The following is a 20,381-nucleotide window of genomic DNA, read 5'->3' as shown; positions in this document are numbered from 1 at the left end:
GCTACTCCCCGTCTAGTTTTATCGACAATTCAATTAGTGCGCCATCGTTACCCACTGCTACTTTTCGACCAACTAGCCACAACGGACGACCAGTGTTGGTCGTTACGATGAGTTGTGCTTGACGTTGTTCAACAGGTACCTTTTGATCGATCAAAATTCGGCGCACTTGCTGATGATGCCCACCATGCAAGGTAAGCAGATCAGTTTTTTTTGCCAACCGTACGACCAATGGCCACTCAGATGCCTTAACGCGAACGTGAACGCTGTGACGCTGTGGTTGCATCGTCACAACTTGTTGAGCATCACAAGCATCTAGCCAGCCCCCATTGCTTAAGGGGTGTCGTTTGTTCAATGTTACCATAGTTTTATTTTCAAATTGAAGCGACAACTCAATTTTCTCAGGCGTTTGCGTTCGCCTTTGAAAGAAATAATTGTCATAGCGACGGACGAGTTGCCAATTTTTATCTAAGTTGAAATGGGTCTGTGGCGGACCACTAGTCAATCCACGAGCGGCATTTTGCCAAGCACCAGCGGCAATATTAATTGGTCCTTGTTGACGTAAAAAATCTTGTTTCAGTAAAAAGCTTGTTGGTAACTCATGCTGGACAACTTTAGTCACCTGGCCGCCAATTTCCGCCAAAATTGTTTGGGCCTGACCGCGCAGATAAAACGTCACTTGCTGCTGATCCACAATCGACTGACTAAAGTCTGCGACAAATCGGGGATTTTCTTGCTTGATGAGTGGAATGAGCTGTTGGCGAACTCGGTTACGGGTCGCCGTCAGCTCTTGATTTGTTGTATCTTCAAAACTCATAATCTGCTGGCGTCTCACAAAATCCCGCAGCATCGTCTTAGATACACCTAGCAAGGGACGAATTAAATGCCCATTCGCAAAAGGGCGTCGCCACTCAATCGCTAAATTACTCGTGAACGATCGGCCTTCGATCATCGCCATGAGCGCCGTTTCGACTTGCTCATCTTGTTGATGTGCCGTCGCCAACACATTGGCTTGATACTGGGTCATGACCGTTCGGAAAAAATTATAGCGCACCTGACGCGCAGCTGCCTCTAAGCCGGACTTAGGATGTTCGCGTTGTGGCCAATGCTTGACAACTAATTTAATATCGCTGCTAGCTAAATACTGACGGAGGTAATTTTCTTCCTGGTCACTTTGGGCCCGTAACTGATGATTGACGTGTGCCACCACCAACCGTGGTCGCTGTGCTTTTGGTAGCTGTCTAAATAATGTCAATAAGGCCATCGAATCAACGCCAGTGGACACTGCTAATACAATCGTATCTTCTGGCTGCCACAGATGATGTGTCCGATTAGCTTGCAAAAACAACCGCATCACTTTGTCGATATCGTTTTCCTCCTTAAGCCTGCCTTTAGAAAAAAAGCATCACGGTTTTAAAAACCGCAACGCTTCAATACACTGCTATTGACCTAGCTACGTCGCCCACCGCGGCCGCCTCGCTTACCTTCAGTGTTGTGCTTTAAAGTTGCCAAGCGCTGCTCGCTATCCTTTAAAAAGCTCGCCATCATTCCATCAAAGCTGCTGTCAATCGGTTGTGACTTACGCCCGCGACTGCTATGTACGTTGGCGTTATTTACTCGCTTAGGTGCTGAGGTATGTGGACGGTCATGGTGCGACTCAGTATTAGACGATTGTGTCTCGAGTGCTTTCATGGACAAGGCAATCTTCCCCTTGTCCACGGATATGACCTTGACGCTAACCTCGTCACCAACACTCAAGACATCGTGAATATCTTTGACATAATTATTTGAGACCTGACTAATGTGAACGAGTCCACTTTGATGATCGCCTAAATCGACAAATGCACCAAAATTAGTAATTCCCGTCACTTTCCCTGTCACCTTACTACCAACTTCCACTGCCATAGAAAAAATAGCCCTCCTGAGCACCTAAACCTACCGGTAAAATTAAAATTATTTTAACATAAAACAGTCGCAGATAGTCACTGCGGCTGTTGGTTTGCCCGTTTTCAGTTAATTTTATTTCGAATTACTTGGTAGGTTGTAGACAATCTCACCATTCTTCGAATATAAGTATTTCGACCGAATCAATTGCGTTAAATAGTCATCATTATGCAGCTGTTTCACCTTTTGGTTCAGTTGACCATGTTCAGCTTTTGCGGTACTCAATTGCTTTTGAGCAACCTCAGTTTGCTGATTAATTTGATGAAGACTAGCTAAATTTTTTCCGTAGGCCCATACACATAAGACTAGTGCGACGGCAAAACCAATTAAAATTCGAACAGCTCGACCACGACGTTGTTTACTCAAAGCCAGCTTTTGGGCATGATGAGCCACTTCACTAGCGCGTAAACGCTGTACATAATCGTTATTCAACTGATGAACCGTCTGTTTATCTTGCATGTCATGCCCCACCATTAATGGTCAACTTCGATTGTATTCAATCAACTTATTAACTAGAGTATAACAACGGCTAAAATAGATGTAAATGACAAAACCATTACACCTCAACGTTTTAGGGCATTTTTAGGGGAACGTACTTTCGTCATGCAATTAAAATTGTAATTATAATTCAGCGTTAAAATCTCGAGCATACGCTTCATTGATGACTTTATACATCTTATCAGCATCATCTTTTTTAACAATTTCCATCAGATTTAAAACTTGAATGGTCAGTGTTTTATTACCAAATGAAATGACTAATTTATCATTCACATTGACATTACTGGATGACTTCGCTTTATTTCCATTAATCGTAATTCGGCCTTGGTCAGCAATTTCCTTTGCCACCGTGCGCCGTTTAATCACTCGTGATAATTTCAAAAACTTATCTAATCGCATCTTTCACCTCGTCAAATTCTGACTTAATTTCGCTTTGTTAGTTTTAACAATCGCCTTCCACCCGGCAAGGTTAACCACTCTCGCATCGAAAACAATTGTCCCCATAACGCTAATCCAACAAAGACGCTCATCCCAATAACCACACAAATCGCAACCATCAAGATAGCTGACCCACGCGTTAGTGGCAGCCACAACTGGAATAACCAACTAGCTAAACCAGCTAGTCCTCCCATTGTACCAACGGTTCCTACCAATTTGCGGACAAAACTACCATGAGTCAAGGCTGTTCTCATCGATGTTGGACTACCCAACCATAATATTAGCATCATTGCCGCCAAACTAATCACCGTCAGCCAACTAGCGCCATTAATTCCCCACACGTAAACGGCCCAATAGTTAAAACAGCCTTTAACAATGAGCCCAGCAGTTAACGCAATTAGCGATAGTCGATACTGATTCATGCTCTGCAAAATACTATTATACGTACTGATTAAGCTAGCGAAAATGATACTGAGACAATAAATTGCTAAAGCCAAGCTACCAGTCTCACTGCCAAAGAGAACTAAATTTATGAGTGGCATGAGCACGACTAATCCAATTGTGGCGGCAGCTGATAGGGCAAGACTAATATGAATCAACATGGTTAGTGTCATTTGAATTGCCTGTTGACGCTGTTGACGCCAGGCAACGCTTAACGCTGGTAATAAAGTTGCCGAAAAACTGGTTGCGACAACTAGACCTAACTGTATTAGCGGTTGAGCTCGATCATAAACGCCTTTGAGCGATTTAGCAGCTGGGTCAGTAAGCCCACTAGCAACTAAACCACGCTTCACCGTAAATGAATCAACGAGTTGCAATAGGATAACAACCGCCGCAAATAAACAGATGGTACCACCTTCTTGCCACAAACGCCCCATCAAAGTTCGCCAATGATCGTTTGTAGCTACTGGTTTTGTTGCTGGTAACGGCCTGAATAGACTTCGATAAGTTTGTCCAAAGACGATTAAGGCGGCAACAGCTCCGAATAACGCCCCGCTCATGGCCCAAGCGCCCATCCGATACACATTCCAATGCTGGTGCGCAGCTAACCAGGCGACAACAATAATGACCATCACCCGCACGACCTGTTCCAATACTTGTGAAATCGCAGTGGGCCGCATATTAAACTGACCTTGCGCCAAACCGCGGCCAACAGCTAAGAATGGCAAAAATAACGCCATGCCAGCAACTACCTGAATCAGTGGTGTTAAACCAGTGTCACCCATCGCCGCTGCAATGCCATGACTCCCCACAAACAAACCGATGAACAAGCATAAGCCAAAGCCAGCTAAAATAACAAAGATTCGGCGAGCAACTAACCGTTGGCGCCATGGATCTGTCACCTCAGCGATTAATTTTGAAATAAATACTGGCAGGCCACTCAAGGCGAAGGTCATTGCAATCCCATACAATGGATAGACTTGCTGATAAACGTAGAAACCCGTATTCCCGACTAAATTTTGCAGCGGAATCCGGTACACGGCACTAAGAACCTTAGCAATAAGCGCCGCTAACGACAATAACAAAGCCCCATTGACTAACCCCCGACGAGCTGTTTGGGTAGGCTTATCCGTTGCTTTGGCTTGTGGATGTATCTTCATGCGGACTCCTTTACTCCAAGATTCTGTAGCCAAGACTTAATCGGCTGCGTTCGTCGAAGCCGTTTCAGCAGTTCTTGTTTCCGTTTGAACACCGACCGTCTCAGCCAACGCAGTCACAAAGGCACTCAATGATGCAAGCCATTGTGTCTCCGTCATTTTAGGCTGAATAACTAATTTGACGACCAATTGTCCCGCATTATCACTTACTGTGGCGCGTAACTTTGTTTCGGATAAGGCTTTAAAAATCGCCTCTCCTGACAAGATTCGACTACCTTCTGCAGACAAAGTCACTAAAATCACATCATCGGTACGGGCAATCTTACTGATGAGTGCCGCATCGGCAGTCATCTTTAAATGACCCACTGCCAACAAATTAGCGACTGCTTGAGGATAATCGCCAAAGCGATCAATTAAGTCCTCATCAACTTCCACGTACTGGGCTTCGTTGTCTAATTCACGAATTCGTTTGTATATTTCAATCTTCTGCCGTTCGTCAGCAATATACTCAGAGGGAAGATATGCTTCAATGCCCAATTCGATTTCCGTATCCGATCGCACTTGGACAGATTGTCCACGCTTTTTAGCGACAGCTTGCGAGAGCATCTGGGTGTACAAATCATACCCGACCGAGTCAATAAAGCCATGCTGCTGCTGACCTAACAGGTTTCCAGCCCCTCGAATAGACAGATCACGCATCGCAATTTTAAAACCAGAACCCAATTCAGTGAAATCGCGAATTGCTTCCAACCGCTTTTCACTTTCTTCGGTCAATACTTTATTGGGTTGATAAGTAAAGTAAGCATAAGCCACCCGATTGCTGCGTCCGATTCGACCTCGCAATTGATACAGCTGTGACAATCCCATATGATCAGCGTTCTCAATGAACATAGTATTTACGTTGGGAATGTCAACGCCGGTTTCAATAATTGTAGTCGTGACTAACACGTCGTACTCACCGCGAATGAAATCGTATAGAACACTTTCCAGTTGCGTTTCAGTCATTCGGCCATGGATATATGCCACGCGGGCATCTGGAACAAGTTGTTTCACATTGTCGACCACGCGTTCAATATCGTCAATGCGGTTATGCAGATAAAACACTTGGCCACCGCGGGCAAGTTCCCGGTTGATGCCATCTTGAACGGCAACCGGATTAGCCTCCATCACATACGTTTGAATGGGATAACGGTTCGCAGGTGGCGTCTCAATGACGGATAGATCGCGAACTCCAATCATCGACATGTTCAAGGTTCGTGGGATGGGCGTTGCCGTCAAAGTCAAGACATCCACTGACGCGCGCATTTGCTTAATTCGTTCTTTGTGTTTAACGCCAAAGCGTTGCTCTTCATCAACCAGTAGCAATCCTAAGTCCTTAAAAATGACATCTTTGGATAACAAACGATGCGTACCCACGACAATGTCAATTTCACCGCTTGCCACACCGGCCAGGGTCGCTTTCATTTGCTTGGGCGTATCAAACCGAGACAATATCCCGATTTTAACGGGAAAACCATCGAAACGCGCGGTCATCGTATCATAGTGTTGTTGCGCTAAAATTGTTGTTGGGACCAGAAAGGCGACTTGTTTCCGATCTTCAATCGCTTTAAAAGCTGCTCGCAAGGCCACCTCTGTTTTGCCGAAGCCGACATCGCCGACTAACAAACGGTCCATTGGCTTAGGCTGTTCCATATCATGCTTGATTTCATCAATACTCCGCAGTTGATCTGGTGTTTCAACGTAAGGAAATGCCGCTTCAAACTCAGCCTGATAGGCATCATCTGGCGGGAAAGCGTGACCTTTTTGCGCGGCTCTGGCGGCGTATAGGTCAACCAGCTCGTCGGCAATGTCTTCGATTTTACTGGCAACTTTACGTTTTGTCTTCGCCCACTCGGTTCCACCGAGCTTATTCACCCGTGGTTTTTTATCTTCAGACGAAACATACTTTTGAATCAAATTTAACTGCGTGACGGGAATGAAAATCTTCGCATTATCTTGGTAATCGATCGTAATGTAATCTTGGTGAACCCCATCCACTTCCAAGGTTTGCATTCCTTCAAAGCGGCCAATCCCGTGGTTGATGTGAACCACATAATCGCCAGGTTTTAATTCTGTATAACTCCGTAATCGTTCGGCATTGGCTAATGTTTGCCGTCGCGGTCGCTTTTTGGTGACTTTGGCAAACATTTCATTCTCAGTCACGACGACCAAGCCAGCTGCCGACAACTCGAATCCATTTTGCAAAGTGGCCGGCACCACTTGAACAGCGCCCTGGGTCAAGTTGCTGACCTTATCTAAACTGGCTTTTATCTCGAAATCGTGTAGGGTGTCATTGACCTTACTGATCCGGTCTTGATCATTGACCATGATAACCACGGTCTGGTGTTGTTTTTGCCAACGTTCAATTTCCGTCTTTAAAACCGGTAGCTGACCGAAAAATTTCTGCATATCCCGGCTAATAAAATTCGTCAGTTGATCAAAACGCATATTGCCCATGCCTTTTTGAAAAAGCGAGAAAAAGACTTGCACCTGTTTGATCTCACGGATCGTTTGCCGAAAATCATGGCCTAATGGTTGTTCTGGCAACATCGATTGCGTCCGCAAACGATCCGTGATCCAGTTGGCTTCATCTGTCGAAATCTGCCGATCTGTTTCAATTAACCGATTGTAATCATCGAATAAAACAACTCCATCAGTAGTCAAGTAATCCAGCAGCCCTGCCGGCTCTTGGTAAAACAAATGCGCGTACAACCCCAATTCGGGCACCGTGCTTGGCTGGGCATCATCTACGAGTAATTCGTCAAAGTGGGCCGTTAGCTGTTGACGCTCATCACCACTTAATGTGTTTGCGTACTTATCAACGAGCTGGCTTAGTTTCGCCTTACCACTGCTTAACTGAGTCGGATTCATCACTAATTCTGTAGCTGGTAAGACAGTGATCTGTTCAATTGTTTCGAGACTCCGTTGATTCTCGGGGTCAAAAGTTCGCAATGAATCAATCTGGGTATCGAAAAAATCCACTCGCACTGGATAATCAGCATCTAACGGATAAATATCAAAAATGGATCCGCGAACAGCAAAATCACCAGGACGAGCGACCAACTGCTCGTGTACATACCCCATCTGATGGAGTTGGTTTTGTAAGTCGCGTAATTGATAGTCTTGGCCGGTTACCAAAGTAAAGCTCGCCGCGGCAAAATCACTGGGTTGCGGCAAATACCGACGCAATCCCGCCAAATCACTGATAACGACAATTGGCGCTTGCCGTTGCAAGGCGTGTAAGGCACGAACCCGATCAGCTCGAGCCTCAGGCGAACTTACGGCTATTTCGGTGGCTAACATTTCCTCCGCGGGAAAGTTAAACACCTGCTCATCAGGCAGCACATTGGTTAAATCGTCAGCTAGTTGACCAGCATGAAAAGCCGTATCTGTCACCATCAATAACGGCTGCTTTAAATCTGCTAATAGTGTACTCAGTAAAAGTGAACGAGCTGAACCTGCCATTCCGGTCACTAATTGCCGGCGTTTATTGGTTCCTGCCAGAATCTGTTGGTACTCCGGCGCCGACCGCATAAAATCTTGTAATTCCATAATCTTCCTTCCGTATGACGATCATTAAAATGCACCAGCTGCTGACCCTTAATTAAACGAATTCATCACCTGATCAAACTCCGTCCCTGATAACCAGGCTTCAACTGCCGCTTGAGCATCATCCATCCCTGCTCGGATCCCCAATGTTTGCGCCTGGGTAAAGCGACCTAAAACGTAGTCAACGACACTGACAGAGGCAGGATGATCAATGCCAACGCGGACTCGTTTAAAGGCCGGTGTACCTAAATGGGCGATCAAACTTTTAATGCCATTATGACCACCAGCCGACCCTTTTTGTCGCAGCCGTATTTTACCGACTGGCAAATCCATGTCATCGTGAATCACGACTAAATCATCTAAGCTCACGTGATAATAGTCCATCAATGGCCGAACGGCACGGCCCGAATCGTTCATATATGTTGTTGGTTTAACCAATAATACTTTTTCATGTCCGATGAGTGCACTACCTATGAAAGCTTCTTGGCGCGCCCGTTTAAACGTAACACCATACTCATCCGCTAATTGATCGACAACCATAAACCCGACATTATGCCGTGTCCGTTCATACTCAGCACCAATGTTTCCTAACCCTACGACCATCTTCATTTATCTGTCCTTGCCCCACTCTTGATCATTAATTTTGTCTTTCCTACTATGCAAAAGGGCTGATCGATCGGTTTCCCTATCAATCAGCAATATTCGCTTCAGTTAAAATTGTTTTCAGACTTGTATTATAGCACATCCTCATCTCGAAGCGCCTAGGCGACACTGGTCTAGGACGACTTAATGCGGTATTTCACAAGGCCTCCATATGTTATACTTACACCGGTTACAAAATAAAAATTTAGTTATAGAGAGGATGATTATTTTGGCTACAAATCATCAAAAAGTATTGCTTGTTGGTGACGGAGCAGTAGGTTCAAGTTACGCTTTCGCCATGGCACAACAAGGCCTCGCAGAAGAATTCGTCATTGTCGACGTCTTGAAAGATCGGACTGAAGGGGACGCTTTAGACCTTGAAGACACCTTGGCATGGCTCACGCCAAAGAAGATCTACTCTGGTGAATACAGCGATGCTAAAGACGCTGATCTCGTTGTTATCACAGCTGGGGCACCACAGAAGCCCGGTGAAACTCGCCTAGACTTAGTGAACAAAAATTTAAAAATCTTGTCAACGATCGTTAAACCAATTGTTGACGCTGGTTTTAGCGGCATCTTCTTAGTGGCGGCTAACCCAGTTGACATTTTAACTTATGCGACTTGGAAATGGTCAGGCTTTGACAAGAGTCGGGTCATTGGTTCAGGAACTTCATTAGATACTTCCCGTCTACGAGTTGCATTAGGCAAGAAGTTCAACGTGGATGCGCGTGACGTTAATGCTTATATCATGGGTGAACACGGCGACTCCGAATTTGCTAACTTTGATGAAGCAACGATTGCCGGCAAGCCATTACTACAAATTGCTGAAGAAAATGGCGTTTCTCGTGATGACCTAGCCACAATTGAAGATGAAACACGGCACAAAGCCTACGAAATCATTAACCGTAAAGGAGCCACTTTCTACGGCGTTGCAACTTCATTGATGCGGATTTCACGGGCAATTTTGCGGGATGAAAATGCGATCTTGCCAGTTGGCGCTCCACTAGATGGCGAATACGGCTTAACTGATACCTTTATTGGTTCACCTGCCGTCATCAATGGTCAAGGAATTGACCGTGTGGTTGAAGTACCATTATCGGCTGATGAAAAAGAAAAGATGGCAGCTTCTGCAGCAACTTTAAAAGAGGTTCGTGATAACGGCTTCAAAGAAACTGGCCTATAATTTGAATCAGCTTATTAGTTACCTTGACTAATGCTGCTCTAACCGATGTCTAACTTAGGCATCGGTTTTTTTAGACTACTTTTTTGATTTAAATCCGTCATGACACCATCCTTGATCCCCGATTGTCGTTAAGGTGTGGTATGATGAAAACAACATTCTTACCATTTTTTAATTTTTGGAGGTCGCTGCATGTTATTAAAAACGCTCGTTAAACCTTACGACAGTATCACCACAGTGCGTGAGGATGTCACTTTAGAAGAAGCTTTGAAAGTGTTAGAAGATTCCGGCTTCCGTTGTGTACCAATTTTAGACGAAACTGGCAAGATTTTCCGCGGTAACATTTACAAAATGCACATTTATCGACACAAATCACGTGGTGGTGACATGAGCTTACCAGTTACTACCTTGCTCAAAAATGCAACGAAATTCATTTCCATCAATGATGCCTTTTTTAAAGTCTTTTTCTCAATCAAGGATCTACCTTACATTGCAGTATTAGATGAAAATAACTACTTTTATGGCATTTTAACGCATACTCGTTTGCTAGACATGTTGTCTCAAAGTTGGAATTTCAACGTTGGCAGTTATGTCTTAACCGTGGTTTCCCAAGGTGAACGTGGTGATTTAGCTAACATCTCAAAAATCATTACGAAATACACTTCCATCGCTTCGTGTATGACACTAGATGTGCAGGCCGGTGAATTGGTCCATCGAACCCTCTTCACCTTACCCGCCGATGTCGACGAAGAACGTTGTCAAAAAATCATCAAGGCTTTAAACCGTAAACAATTTCGCGTTTCCGAAGTTGAAAATTTACAACTCGAATAACCAACTGTAACTAAAATCGGCACCGCTCAGCTAAATTACTTAAGCTGAGCGATGCCGATTTTCGTCTGTTAATTTATATTTTGAGTTCAATCACGTTCGACTAATCCAACACTAATTCCTAGTGCACGATCGACCCGATTCATTACCGAATCATCTAAATGAGTCACACGATCACGAAGACGTTGCTTGTCAATGGTGCGAATCTGTTCTAATAAGATTACCGAATCCTTGCCAATACCATTACCCTTGGCGGGCACCCCGACATGGGTCGGCATCTTCGGCTTACTGATACGAGCCGTGATTGCCGCAACGATTACCGTCGGGCTATAATGATTGCCGATATTATTTTGTACGATTAGCACTGGTCGCATGCCACCTTGCTCTGATCCCACAACAGGGGACAGATCGGCATAAAAAATATCCCCGCGCCTTACTTCCACGTTTGCCAACTACCTAAGAACCTCTCTTTAAGTCAATATGTAAATGGAGCGACTGCTCCATTGCTACGAAGACAAGCTGCTTAACGATCTAAGCGAGCAACTTCTGCCTCCGTTGCGGAAAATTCATCAGCGATTTCTTCATTCAGTTGTCCCATGGCTAAGTAGCCTTGCGCCAATTGATTAAAATCAGCTGATTGGTGATTCTCCAGAAAGTGACCGAGAACAGAATTAATTAATTCATTCGGATCCAAACTGAAAAATTCACAGTATGCATTGAGCTCAGTTAGCGTCGCATCATCAAAACTAACTGGTACTTGACGTCCATCCTTTGCCATGCTGACTCCCCCGCATCCATCCTTCTACCAATCGCTTGGTGCCTACATTTTAGCATGTTTTAAGTGAAAATTATCAATTACACAAAACTGTAATATTTGACGGCCGCTAGCTAGTTTTCATAAACCCGTTGGATACGCATGTTGAGATTGGTCGCAATCTCGTAATGAATGGTTCCCGCATACGTTGCAATGTCTTGCATCGTAATTGTCTCTGCTCCATCTTCGCCGATTAACGTCACTAATGCGTCAACTGGATATTCACGAGGCAATCGAACCATCAACTGGTCCATGCAAACCCGGCCGACAATTTCACAGCGCTGACCGTCCACCAAGACGTAGAAGCCTTGCATTCGTCGGGGATAACCATCCGCATAGCCAATCGGCAAAGTTCCAATCCATTCATCATGTCTAGCCGTGTAGGTTGCCCCATAACTAACTGAGTCCCCAGCTGCCAAACGTTTGACAAAAGCTAGCCGTGTCGTAAGACGTAACGCCGGTTCTAACGGATATGGACTGGTCAAACTGCCTCCCGAAGGATTTAAACCGTAGATACCCACGCCAAACCGAATCATATTGCCATTACAAGCTTCATGCCATAATGATGTGGCGGTATTAGACACATGCACATAACGCGGACGTCGCGGTACCACCGCCATCATCGCTTGCCAACGTTGTACCTGATGATCAAAATAGCGATGATCAGCTTCATCGGCCGTCGCAAAGTGGGTAAAAATCCCTTCGAAATTAAATTTGTTCGGATATTGGGCTAAAACAGTCAATCCATCAGCTAATTCGGTCGGTTTCTGAAAACCAATTCGCCCCATCCCCGTATCTAATGCGAGGTGGATGCGCAATTGCCCAGTAAGCATTGGTGCTGCATCAGTCAACCACTGCTGATCACCCACAGTTAGCGCAATATTATGCTCACAGGCAATCTGTGCCCAAGTGACCGGTGTAACACCCAATACCAAAATTGGGGCGGTGATACCGGCTTCGCGTAGGACCAACGCTTCATCTAAGATGGCCACACACAGCCCGGTGGCACCAGCAGCCAAGGTAGCTCGAGCCATTTCAACCAGTCCATGACCATAGCCATTGGCTTTGATAACGGCAAACATTTCCGTCCCCGGTTTGGCGCGCTGCAATTCGGCCTGAATGTTGTGCCTAATTGCCGCAAGATTGATGTGCGCGATGGTTGGCCGGTGCCGCCCAATAATCTGTGACGTCGTTGTATCTGTCAAAAGAATTGCCCCATTTCAAAAGTTAAATAATCACCAATCACCCGATTTAATCCTAATGGATCTCAGGCTGTTCTAAAATCACTTGAGTCATGACTTGCGTAGCCGTGTGGGAGATAGAAATGTGCGCTGGCCCATTAAATGGGTGCATTGTTAACATCGGCTTGCCTAACTTATCGTCAAGAATTTCAAGATCTTGAAATCCGACTGCATGTCCAAGACCAGTGCCTAATGCTTTGCTGTAAGCTTCTTTAGCAGAAAAACGTCCAGCTAAGAACTCCAGTTTGCGCTGACCTTTCAGTGTCGCCATAGCCAATTGTTCATCCGCCGTGAGCACCTTCGCCGCAAATTTTGGAAACCGTTGATTCAAATCCGCTACCCGCTCGATATCCGTTAAATCAATCCCGGTGCCAAAAATCATGCTATTCGCTCCTGTCTCTCTTTACTATCGATCTAGACTAGTGACATCTAAGCGAAATTATAGCATAGAACTGCGCATCAATTCGGTGCCAATGTTTTAAAGATCAGAGCGGAACATGCCTGGGTGATGTCGAGCACTAGCGGGGACTGACTGGTTGGCGTTCATTGCCAATTAGGCAGGCTGGGCTAGGCACAGACATCAGGCTTAGCGAACATAAAAAAGCCCCCGTCGGCGATCAACCCGAGCAGAGGCATGAATAAATATTAATAATTAGTTATGCTTAATGGAATAGCTACGTTTGCCACCGCCATTGCGGCTGCTGTTACCATTACGCGAGCCGGAGCGATGATCATAATGTCCGCGATTACCATTTTCGCGTTCACGTGATGATCGACTGTTATGTCCGTTACGGCTGTTGTTACCACCACGGTAATTCCGACCGCCACCATTTCGGCTCCGGCCACCACCGCCACCACCGTGACGCCGTGGCAATGGACGTTCTGGTGTAATATGGACGGGCACATCATGCTCATCACCAGGTGTCAAATTGCTTAGCAAGGCTGCCACTAAGTCATTGGCATCATAGTGAGCTAATAAATCAGCCGCTTCTTGGTCAAATTTATCGGTATCAGCATGTTCAACAAGCTCTGCGACTGTATTTTCTGCAGCAGCTAACTGCCCAGCAAATGCTTCAGCAGCTGAAGGTGGCTTCAATGGTAACATCCGCACCTTCGTTAGCTTTTCAATCTCACGCAGATAATCCATTTCGTTTGGCGTTACAAATGTCAAACTAGTTCCATGATGCCCGGCACGGCCAGTCCGGCCAATTCGGTGAACATAGCTTTCGGGATCTTGTGGGATGTCATAGTTGTACACATGGGTTACCCCAGAAATGTCCAAACCACGAGCGGCCACGTCCGTTGCCACTAAAATATCCAATTTACCATCACGGAATTGTTTCAAAATTTGTGAACGCCGTTGTTGGGTTAAATCACCATGAATCCCGGCAGCATTATACCCACGAGCTTCCAAACCTTTCGACAATTCATCGACGCGCCGTTTTGTCCGACCAAATACAATCGTTAGATCAGGATCTTGTACATCAAATAACCGCGTCATTAAGTCAAACTTTTCATATTCTTTTGACTTTACGTAGAATTGATCCACTAAATCAGTGGTTAATTCCTTAGCCTTAATTCGGACTTCTTTAGGAGCACTCATGAATTGAATGCCAATCCGCCGAATCTTATCTGGCATTGTTGCTGAGAACAGCAGGGTTTGACGCTTTTCAGGCACCATCTTGATGATGCTTTCGATATCATCAAGGAAGCCCATATCTAGCATTTCATCAGCTTCGTCTAAGACTAACGTTTGCACGTGATCTAAACGAATCGTCTTCCGATTAATATGATCAAGTAATCGTCCTGGCGTACCAACGACAATCTGCGGGTGGTTCTTAAGGCTGTTAATTTGACGACGAATGTCTGCGCCACCATAAACAACTTGGACCCGTGCCCGTTCATATTTACCCAAGCGATATAATTCTTCTTGAGTTTGAATGGCTAATTCCCGTGTTGGTGAAACAATCAATGCCTGAACATTTGGGTTTTCGGTATCGATACGATCCAAAATTGGTAACCCAAAGGCCGCCGTCTTCCCCGTCCCAGTTTGAGCCTGACCAATGACATCATCACCAGCCAAAACCAATGGAATGGTCTGTTCTTGGATCGGGGTTGCTTCTTCATAGCCACTTTCATCAATGGCTTTTAGCAGGTCTTTATTCAGACCTAGTTCTGCAAACTTCAAATTAGTTCCTCCTCAAATCAAAAGGTTTCGTCAACACTAGCAAAAATCCGTCTGCTAAAGCGTGAAAACGGCCGTCCTGATTCGTTTTTTCTTGTGTGATATTCAATTTTTAACGCGTGCACGTTTAAAAAACGCAACTGTAATAGTTTAACGCGTTACGCAGCGATAAGCAAATGTTTCCTAGTCTGAACTAGCCGTCTTAAGTTCGCTAGGCTCTCGCAATCGCCTTAGTGTATAAAAAACAATGACGTCCCCAAATGGTAACGTCATTGTTGATATAAAAACTCAATTTAACTTTGTAAAGCCGTTAAAACCGTTTCCAAGTGCAATCCATGACTAGCCTTCAAGACAACTTCATCGTCGGCAGTAATATCAGCCAATAATTCCGCGATTAACTGTTCTTTACCCGCTGTTGGATAATAGTGAATAGCTGCCTTCGGATAACTAGTCGTCAGCGTTTGAGCTAGTGCTTGCATGTGTGGACCAATCAAATAAACTTCCTCAATCTGATCTGGAACTAATGCCTCAGCCACAGAAGCATGCAGCGCATCAGCATCTTGACCTAACTCTAGCATGTCACCAAGAACTGCAATGTGGCGACCCTTTGCTGGTGTTTGCGCAAACAAACGCAGGACATCTTTCATCGCTGTCGGGTTAGCATTATAAACATCACTTAAAATGGCCTCACCCTTGGCACCAGTCAACCACTGTGTCCGATTCTTGGTAATGGCCACCGCACCTAAACCCTTCACGAGATTCGCTGTCCGAATGTGAAATAACTGGGCGACCGTCAAAGCCGCTAATGCATTATTAACGTTATAGTCACCCATCAAAGGAATCGTAAATATTTCATCAGGCCATTGGTTCACAGTAAACGTCGTTGTGTGCAAATTTGTATCCTGATTAATTTGTGTCGGATATAAATCGTTAGCGCTTTGTTGTCCAAACGTCCGCTGTTCATTAGCAATGTTTTGGGCACGACTCACCAGTAGTGGCTCATCCCCGTCGTAAACAAAGCGACCGTCCGCTTTTAGCCCGTGAGTAATTTCCATTTTTGCATCGGCAATCTTATCGCGTGTACCGAAGAACTCAATATGCGCTTCACCAATCATCGTAATTACCGCGACATCTGGCGCTACTAACCGACTCAATTCATCCAGCTGGCCGAAACGATCCATACCTAATTCAACGACCAAAACTTCCGTATTTGCTTCCATCGAGAGTACCGTGAATGGTACCCCTACTTCATTATTGTAATTAGCGTAAGTCTTCACCACGTTGTATTCCGTGCTAAGCAAACTTGCCGTCATGTCTTTCGTTGTTGTTTTCCCGTTGCTGCCAGTAATCGCAACTACTTGTGGATTAATCTTGGCCAACCAATAGGCGGCCAATTGCGTCATCGCGATTAGTGGATCATCCACGATTAAAACTGGAAAGTCGTGTGGCGCATGGTCAGCTTCGTCGGCAGCCCATAAGCTCGCTATCGCCCCATGCTCGCGTGCACTGTCAATGAATTCATGACCATCATGCTCGCCACGAAGCGGTACAAATAGCGACTCGGAAGCCAACTGTCGACTATCAAAGTGTACAGATGTCACCGTAATAGTAGCTGACTCGCCTAAATCATTTTGTGCATCAACTGCCTTCGCAATTTCTGCTAACTGCATTTTCATGATAAACCCCTCATATCACACCATTTAACTGGCTGTGTTCACGCCATTTCGACTAAATTGCGTGATAAACTACATTAGTCAATCAATCACAATTGTTTATGATTATACCATATCTCATAATTCAACTAAATTTCTTGCAAGACGCCACTCAACACGGCACAATTAAACTAAATTATCTGATGGAGGTTTTCATGCAAAACGTTCTGTTCGTTTGTCTTGGTAACATTTGTCGATCGCCAATGGCTGAAGCCATGTTCCAACGACTCATCAACCAAGCTGGTTTACAAAGTAAAATCCAGACTGAATCAGTCGCCACCAGCAATTGGGAAGAAGGTAACCCGCCTCATCCTGGCGCGCAACATATCTTAGCTGAACATGGGTTATCGATTGCCAATCATCGCTCCCGCCCCATTACCACCGCTGACTATGATCAAGCTGACTGGATCATCACGATGGATCGTGAAAATGTCGCCAATTTACGAGAATTATTGCCCACTAATCAATATTACAAAATCCATCTGGCTTATGACGTCATTCCCACTGAAAGCGGCAAAGAAATTCCCGACCCGTGGTACTCACACAATTTTGCCTTAACCTATCGCCAGTTGGCTGAAGTATTACCGCTATGGTTGGCAAAAGTCCAACAAAATCTATCATAACCTGATGTGGTTTTTAACCTATCCTGTTAGTCCCCAGCTGAGCATTTTATCATGTTCAGCTGGGAATTTTTCATTGCTTCCGTTAAATACACCGCCTAATACTGCTCGTTAGTACTTCATTCCATTGGGCCCTGCCTATTGACTACCTCACTTTTCTAATCACCAATCTCCCAACAATTTGTGGAGAACAAAAATTGCGCCCATTATCCATCATTTGTACACTTATCTCATTAACTAATTTGGGGGCGTCATCATGAAAAATGGCATTCTGTTTGAAAAAAAGCGAGAAACGAGGGGATTTCCGCTGATCGATTATGATCGAGGTGCCTCGACAAAACATTTGGTCATCTTATTAATTGTCACAATTTTGGCTTCGCTCATGCTTGTTTTCGCCGACCCAATTAAGAATGTATGGCTTAATTTTATCTTTGAAAATATCGTGCCATTTATCATATTTATCATCGCGTTTAATACTTTGTCTGGTTCTAAGATTAGCCAATTATTCAGACGCTTAACTTGGCGAGATTTGGGGTTCGGTCTGGTCATGTTAATTGCCGGCACAATTTATAGTAACGTAGCGGTTACTCTATTAAAAGAACTCCACTATCAGGCAGTAGCTGACTCGACGACAAGTGTTCTACTCCATACGGCTAAAGATGTCATACTCGAAAAGTTTACCGTATTGGAAATTGGCGACGTTCTAGAAACCTTTTCTGAAGAATTTCTCGCTCTCTTTTCATTTTTAATTGTCGCAGCGCTTATCCAAAGACACACACAGTTGTCGAGAAATAAAGCTCTCGTAATCTCCTGGATCATTTCCATGTTCATATTTGGTGCCATGCATTTTAAGGCCTATGATTTTCATTTCCTCGAAATGTTTTTTGCCGTTGGCGTCTCTCGCTTCTTTGATACTGGTGTTTACATTCGGACCAAAAATATTTTTATCACTTTTCTATCACATTTTTTGTTTGATTCATTTGGCTTTTTAGCCGTAACGCTTAGAGTCTTGACAGGACTTTAACCAGTTATACCTGGCAAAATTTCAAACGCCCACGCATGCATTTGATTTGCAGCGTGGGTGTTTTTAGACCTTCGTTAAATGTCAATCCTCGTACACAAGTCGCTCGTAGTTGATTTTAAGAGCTCCTAATCCTCTTCGTTGATTATGCTAATTTATCGATCAAACTCGTTTCATGCCATTGGCGGAACCTGATAACTAAATTCCAGCAGACTTGTCTCGTAGTAGTAGGAAAAAGAAATTAGGCTTTTATAGCTCGACAAAAAAGCGAACAACGGCATTAGCCATCATTCGCTTCAAGCGTAGTTATAAGCTGCATTTTATCAGCCAGCTTAGTTTACGTTAACTTGATCAGTTTACTTCAAACCATACTTCTTGTTGAACTTGTCAACCGCACCATCGGCTTGAGTGAACTTCTGCTTCCCAGTGTAGAATGGATGTGAGTCAGAAGTGATTTCAACCCGGATTAATGGGTAGGTGTTGCCGTCTTCCCAGTCAGTGGTTTCTTGAGAAGTCGCCGTTGAGCCTGAAATGAACTTAAAACCAGTGGTTGAGTCCATAAAGACAACTTGGTGGTAATCTGGATGAATGCCTTGTTTCATGAGTGTAATCTCCTTTGCCATGAGTCATTTGCTGAGTCATAGTTACATGTAATCAACCCAAACAATATACCATGAATGAGTCTAGCGCGCAAGGTCACTAATACTCAAAGACACCGGCATCGGTATCTTCAATAATTTGGACTTGTGCGCCTAATGCTTTAAGCTTTTCCGAAATACGATCATAGCCTCGTAGAATGTTTTCTGCATTGTTAATGGTCGTTTTACCATCTGCCATCAAAGCAGCGATAACTAACGCCGCGCCAGCACGAATTTCGCCAGCTGCGACTGTGGTGCCAGTCAATTGATCACAATGATTGACTACAATCATCTTATCTTCCAGCGTGATATTTGCACCCATTCGGTTGAGTTCAGCAATGTGCTTTGTGCGTTCTGGGTAAATTGTGTCGATAATGAGACTAGAACCGTTAGCTAAGCCCATCAGCGGGGTAATCGGTTGCTGTAAGTCGGTGGCGAAGCCTGGATAAGGCATCGTTTTGACTTGAATTGGTGATAGATCATTAGATTTATGCACATAAATGCTATCTTCACTGATATCCAATTTAACACCTAGCTCTTGTAGCTTGGCAGTAAACGCTTCGAGGTGTTCTGGAATAACATTTTGGATATTAATCCCTGAACCGATCGCTGCGGCCATGGACAAATATGTGCCAGCTTCAATGCGATCGGGAATGATTGTGTGTGTATTCGACGCTTGGAGCGTTGACACGCCCTCAATACGGATCACATCAGTCCCGGCGCCGCGAATTTTTGCACCCATATTATTCAAAAATGTCGCCAAGTCAATAATTTCTGGCTCTTTGGCCGCATTTTCGATCACTGTCAAACCGTCAGCTTTCACTGCCGCTAAGATGATGTTCATCGTCGCGCCCACGGAAACCAAATCCAAAAAGATCCGCGCCCCATGCAACCCTGCGCTAGCGTCAATATGCACAGCATCATCAATTTCGGTGACTTGGGCGCCTAAGGCTTTAAATCCCTTAATGTGCTGATCAATCTGCCGCGGACCGATATTGTCACCACCAGGAAATGAAACAGTCGCCCGTTTAAAACGACCTAATAAAGCCCCCATGAAATAATATGAGGCTCGTAAACTCTTAATCGCTTTTCCAGGCAAGGCGTTTTCTTCAATCTGGGTGGGATCAATGTCGAGTACACCATTTTCAAAATGGGAGGACACGTTCATTGAATCGAGAATTGCCATTAAATTATGGACATCCAAGATGTCAGGCACCGAATCAAATTGAACCGGTGTATCAGCCAAAATTGCTGCCGGAATCAAAGCAACTGTGCTATTTTTGGCACCGCCGATAGTCACCTCACCAGATAAACGGTGACCTCCTTGGATGATCATTGATTTCATGCGTTATTCCTCTCTCATCACATCAGCTGCCGCAAGCAGCCATATGTTTACACTTAAATTTATCTACTGCTTCATTTGCTCAACCACTAATG

Annotated in this window: 19 protein-coding genes; 4 read left to right on the top strand and 15 right to left on the bottom strand. The window is 44.7% G+C overall.

Annotated features, from left to right (window positions below):
- Position 1 precedes the first annotated feature (1 nt).
- The 7 genes from tilS to pth all read right to left on the bottom strand — a co-directional run bounded on the left by tilS (position 2) and on the right by pth (position 8,672).
- Positions 2 to 1,351 (bottom strand): tRNA lysidine(34) synthetase TilS, encoded by a 1,350-nt coding sequence (gene tilS / locus ACKTR2_RS05785; RefSeq protein WP_407883463.1) that lies wholly within the window; start codon positions 1,349 to 1,351, stop codon positions 2 to 4.
- 95 nt (positions 1,352 to 1,446) lie between these two features.
- Positions 1,447 to 1,902, bottom strand: coding sequence for a S1 domain-containing RNA-binding protein (locus tag ACKTR2_RS05780; RefSeq protein WP_407883415.1), 456 nt, complete (start codon positions 1,900 to 1,902; stop codon positions 1,447 to 1,449).
- 114 nt (positions 1,903 to 2,016) lie between these two features.
- Entirely contained in the window at positions 2,017 to 2,400 is a 384-nt protein-coding gene (locus tag ACKTR2_RS05775; protein ID WP_407883413.1) for an FtsB family cell division protein, read from the bottom strand.
- A gap of 162 nt (positions 2,401 to 2,562) precedes the next feature.
- On the bottom strand, positions 2,563 to 2,838 hold the full coding sequence (locus tag ACKTR2_RS05770) for an RNA-binding S4 domain-containing protein (protein WP_407883411.1): 276 nt from the start codon (positions 2,836 to 2,838) through the stop codon (positions 2,563 to 2,565).
- Positions 2,839 to 2,861: 23 nt separating this feature from the next.
- Entirely contained in the window at positions 2,862 to 4,478 is a 1,617-nt protein-coding gene (locus tag ACKTR2_RS05765) for a putative polysaccharide biosynthesis protein (protein WP_407883409.1), read from the bottom strand.
- A gap of 36 nt (positions 4,479 to 4,514) precedes the next feature.
- Entirely contained in the window at positions 4,515 to 8,066 is a 3,552-nt protein-coding gene (mfd, locus tag ACKTR2_RS05760) for a transcription-repair coupling factor (protein ID WP_407883407.1), read from the bottom strand.
- Positions 8,067 to 8,114: 48 nt separating this feature from the next.
- Positions 8,115 to 8,672: an aminoacyl-tRNA hydrolase gene (pth, locus tag ACKTR2_RS05755; protein ID WP_407883405.1), complete on the bottom strand. Its 558-nt coding sequence runs from the start codon at positions 8,670 to 8,672 to the stop codon at positions 8,115 to 8,117.
- 253 nt (positions 8,673 to 8,925) lie between these two features.
- Here pth and ACKTR2_RS05750 point away from each other — a divergent pair, with 253 nt between their 5' ends.
- Complete coding sequence (locus tag ACKTR2_RS05750) at positions 8,926 to 9,888, top strand: L-lactate dehydrogenase (protein WP_407883403.1); 963 nt, start codon at positions 8,926 to 8,928, stop codon at positions 9,886 to 9,888.
- Between the two features lie 189 nt (positions 9,889 to 10,077).
- Entirely contained in the window at positions 10,078 to 10,716 is a 639-nt protein-coding gene (cbpA, locus tag ACKTR2_RS05745) for a cyclic di-AMP binding protein CbpA (protein WP_407883401.1), read from the top strand.
- Between the two features lie 86 nt (positions 10,717 to 10,802).
- On the opposite strand, the gene ACKTR2_RS05740 is transcribed toward cbpA, so the two are convergent.
- From ACKTR2_RS05740 to ACKTR2_RS05715, 6 genes are all read right to left on the bottom strand, one after another.
- Positions 10,803 to 11,165: a type II toxin-antitoxin system PemK/MazF family toxin gene (locus ACKTR2_RS05740; RefSeq protein ID WP_407883399.1), complete on the bottom strand. Its 363-nt coding sequence runs from the start codon at positions 11,163 to 11,165 to the stop codon at positions 10,803 to 10,805.
- 71 nt (positions 11,166 to 11,236) lie between these two features.
- Positions 11,237 to 11,491 (bottom strand): antitoxin, encoded by a 255-nt coding sequence (locus ACKTR2_RS05735; RefSeq protein ID WP_407883397.1) that lies wholly within the window; start codon positions 11,489 to 11,491, stop codon positions 11,237 to 11,239.
- Between the two features lie 110 nt (positions 11,492 to 11,601).
- The gene (gene alr / locus ACKTR2_RS05730; protein WP_407883395.1) at positions 11,602 to 12,732 is read right to left on the bottom strand and encodes an alanine racemase; all 1,131 of its coding nucleotides are present in this window, start codon (positions 12,730 to 12,732) and stop codon (positions 11,602 to 11,604) included.
- Positions 12,733 to 12,784: 52 nt separating this feature from the next.
- Positions 12,785 to 13,150 (bottom strand): holo-ACP synthase, encoded by a 366-nt coding sequence (gene acpS / locus ACKTR2_RS05725; RefSeq protein WP_407883393.1) that lies wholly within the window; start codon positions 13,148 to 13,150, stop codon positions 12,785 to 12,787.
- Positions 13,151 to 13,420: 270 nt separating this feature from the next.
- Positions 13,421 to 14,956 (bottom strand): DEAD/DEAH box helicase, encoded by a 1,536-nt coding sequence (locus ACKTR2_RS05720; protein ID WP_407883391.1) that lies wholly within the window; start codon positions 14,954 to 14,956, stop codon positions 13,421 to 13,423.
- A 290-nt stretch (positions 14,957 to 15,246) separates the two neighbouring features.
- The gene (locus ACKTR2_RS05715) at positions 15,247 to 16,629 is read right to left on the bottom strand and encodes a UDP-N-acetylmuramoyl-tripeptide--D-alanyl-D-alanine ligase (RefSeq protein ID WP_407883389.1); all 1,383 of its coding nucleotides are present in this window, start codon (positions 16,627 to 16,629) and stop codon (positions 15,247 to 15,249) included.
- A gap of 191 nt (positions 16,630 to 16,820) precedes the next feature.
- Here ACKTR2_RS05715 and ACKTR2_RS05710 point away from each other — a divergent pair, with 191 nt between their 5' ends.
- Together ACKTR2_RS05710 and ACKTR2_RS05705 are read left to right on the top strand one after the other, a co-directional pair.
- Positions 16,821 to 17,288 carry a low molecular weight protein-tyrosine-phosphatase gene (locus tag ACKTR2_RS05710; protein ID WP_407883387.1) on the top strand — a complete coding sequence of 156 codons (468 nt, stop codon included), beginning with the start codon at positions 16,821 to 16,823 and terminating at the stop codon, positions 17,286 to 17,288.
- A 253-nt stretch (positions 17,289 to 17,541) separates the two neighbouring features.
- Positions 17,542 to 18,309 carry a CPBP family glutamic-type intramembrane protease gene (locus ACKTR2_RS05705; RefSeq protein ID WP_407883385.1) on the top strand — a complete coding sequence of 256 codons (768 nt, stop codon included), beginning with the start codon at positions 17,542 to 17,544 and terminating at the stop codon, positions 18,307 to 18,309.
- 353 nt (positions 18,310 to 18,662) lie between these two features.
- On the opposite strand, the gene ACKTR2_RS05700 is transcribed toward ACKTR2_RS05705, so the two are convergent.
- Together ACKTR2_RS05700 and ACKTR2_RS05695 are read right to left on the bottom strand one after the other, a co-directional pair.
- Positions 18,663 to 18,908, bottom strand: coding sequence for a type B 50S ribosomal protein L31 (locus ACKTR2_RS05700; protein ID WP_057810130.1), 246 nt, complete (start codon positions 18,906 to 18,908; stop codon positions 18,663 to 18,665).
- A gap of 97 nt (positions 18,909 to 19,005) precedes the next feature.
- The gene (locus ACKTR2_RS05695; RefSeq protein WP_407883382.1) at positions 19,006 to 20,289 is read right to left on the bottom strand and encodes a UDP-N-acetylglucosamine 1-carboxyvinyltransferase; all 1,284 of its coding nucleotides are present in this window, start codon (positions 20,287 to 20,289) and stop codon (positions 19,006 to 19,008) included.
- Positions 20,290 to 20,381: the final 92 nt, after the last annotated feature.

The sequence above is a fragment of the Furfurilactobacillus curtus genome, from assembly GCF_045862785.1.
GTDB lineage: Bacteria > Bacillota > Bacilli > Lactobacillales > Lactobacillaceae > Furfurilactobacillus > Furfurilactobacillus curtus.
This window is presented reverse-complemented; position numbering and strand designations above follow the sequence as displayed.

Bases quoted from the DNA above. Each gene is read 5' to 3' on its own strand.
- ACKTR2_RS05775 (WP_407883413.1), bottom strand. From the start codon at position 2,400: ATGCAAGATAAACAGACGGTTCATCAGTTGAATAACGATTATGTACAG.
- ACKTR2_RS05765 (WP_407883409.1), bottom strand. From the start codon at position 4,478: ATGAAGATACATCCACAAGCCAAAGCAACGGATAAGCCTACCCAAACA.
- pth (WP_407883405.1), bottom strand. From the start codon at position 8,672: ATGAAGATGGTCGTAGGGTTAGGAAACATTGGTGCTGAGTATGAACGG.
- ACKTR2_RS05715 (WP_407883389.1), bottom strand. From the start codon at position 16,629: ATGAAAATGCAGTTAGCAGAAATTGCGAAGGCAGTTGATGCACAAAAT.
- ACKTR2_RS05750 (WP_407883403.1), top strand. From the start codon at position 8,926: ATGATTATTTTGGCTACAAATCATCAAAAAGTATTGCTTGTTGGTGAC.
- ACKTR2_RS05735 (WP_407883397.1), bottom strand. From the start codon at position 11,491: ATGGCAAAGGATGGACGTCAAGTACCAGTTAGTTTTGATGATGCGACG.
- ACKTR2_RS05700 (WP_057810130.1), bottom strand. From the start codon at position 18,908: ATGAAACAAGGCATTCATCCAGATTACCACCAAGTTGTCTTTATGGAC.
- ACKTR2_RS05780 (WP_407883415.1), bottom strand. From the start codon at position 1,902: ATGGCAGTGGAAGTTGGTAGTAAGGTGACAGGGAAAGTGACGGGAATT.
- tilS (WP_407883463.1), bottom strand. From the start codon at position 1,351: ATGCGGTTGTTTTTGCAAGCTAATCGGACACATCATCTGTGGCAGCCA.
- acpS (WP_407883393.1), bottom strand. From the start codon at position 13,150: ATGATTTTTGGCACCGGGATTGATTTAACGGATATCGAGCGGGTAGCG.
- cbpA (WP_407883401.1), top strand. From the start codon at position 10,078: ATGTTATTAAAAACGCTCGTTAAACCTTACGACAGTATCACCACAGTG.
- ACKTR2_RS05705 (WP_407883385.1), top strand. From the start codon at position 17,542: ATGAAAAATGGCATTCTGTTTGAAAAAAAGCGAGAAACGAGGGGATTT.
- mfd (WP_407883407.1), bottom strand. From the start codon at position 8,066: ATGGAATTACAAGATTTTATGCGGTCGGCGCCGGAGTACCAACAGATT.
- ACKTR2_RS05695 (WP_407883382.1), bottom strand. From the start codon at position 20,289: ATGAAATCAATGATCATCCAAGGAGGTCACCGTTTATCTGGTGAGGTG.
- ACKTR2_RS05710 (WP_407883387.1), top strand. From the start codon at position 16,821: ATGCAAAACGTTCTGTTCGTTTGTCTTGGTAACATTTGTCGATCGCCA.
- ACKTR2_RS05770 (WP_407883411.1), bottom strand. From the start codon at position 2,838: ATGCGATTAGATAAGTTTTTGAAATTATCACGAGTGATTAAACGGCGC.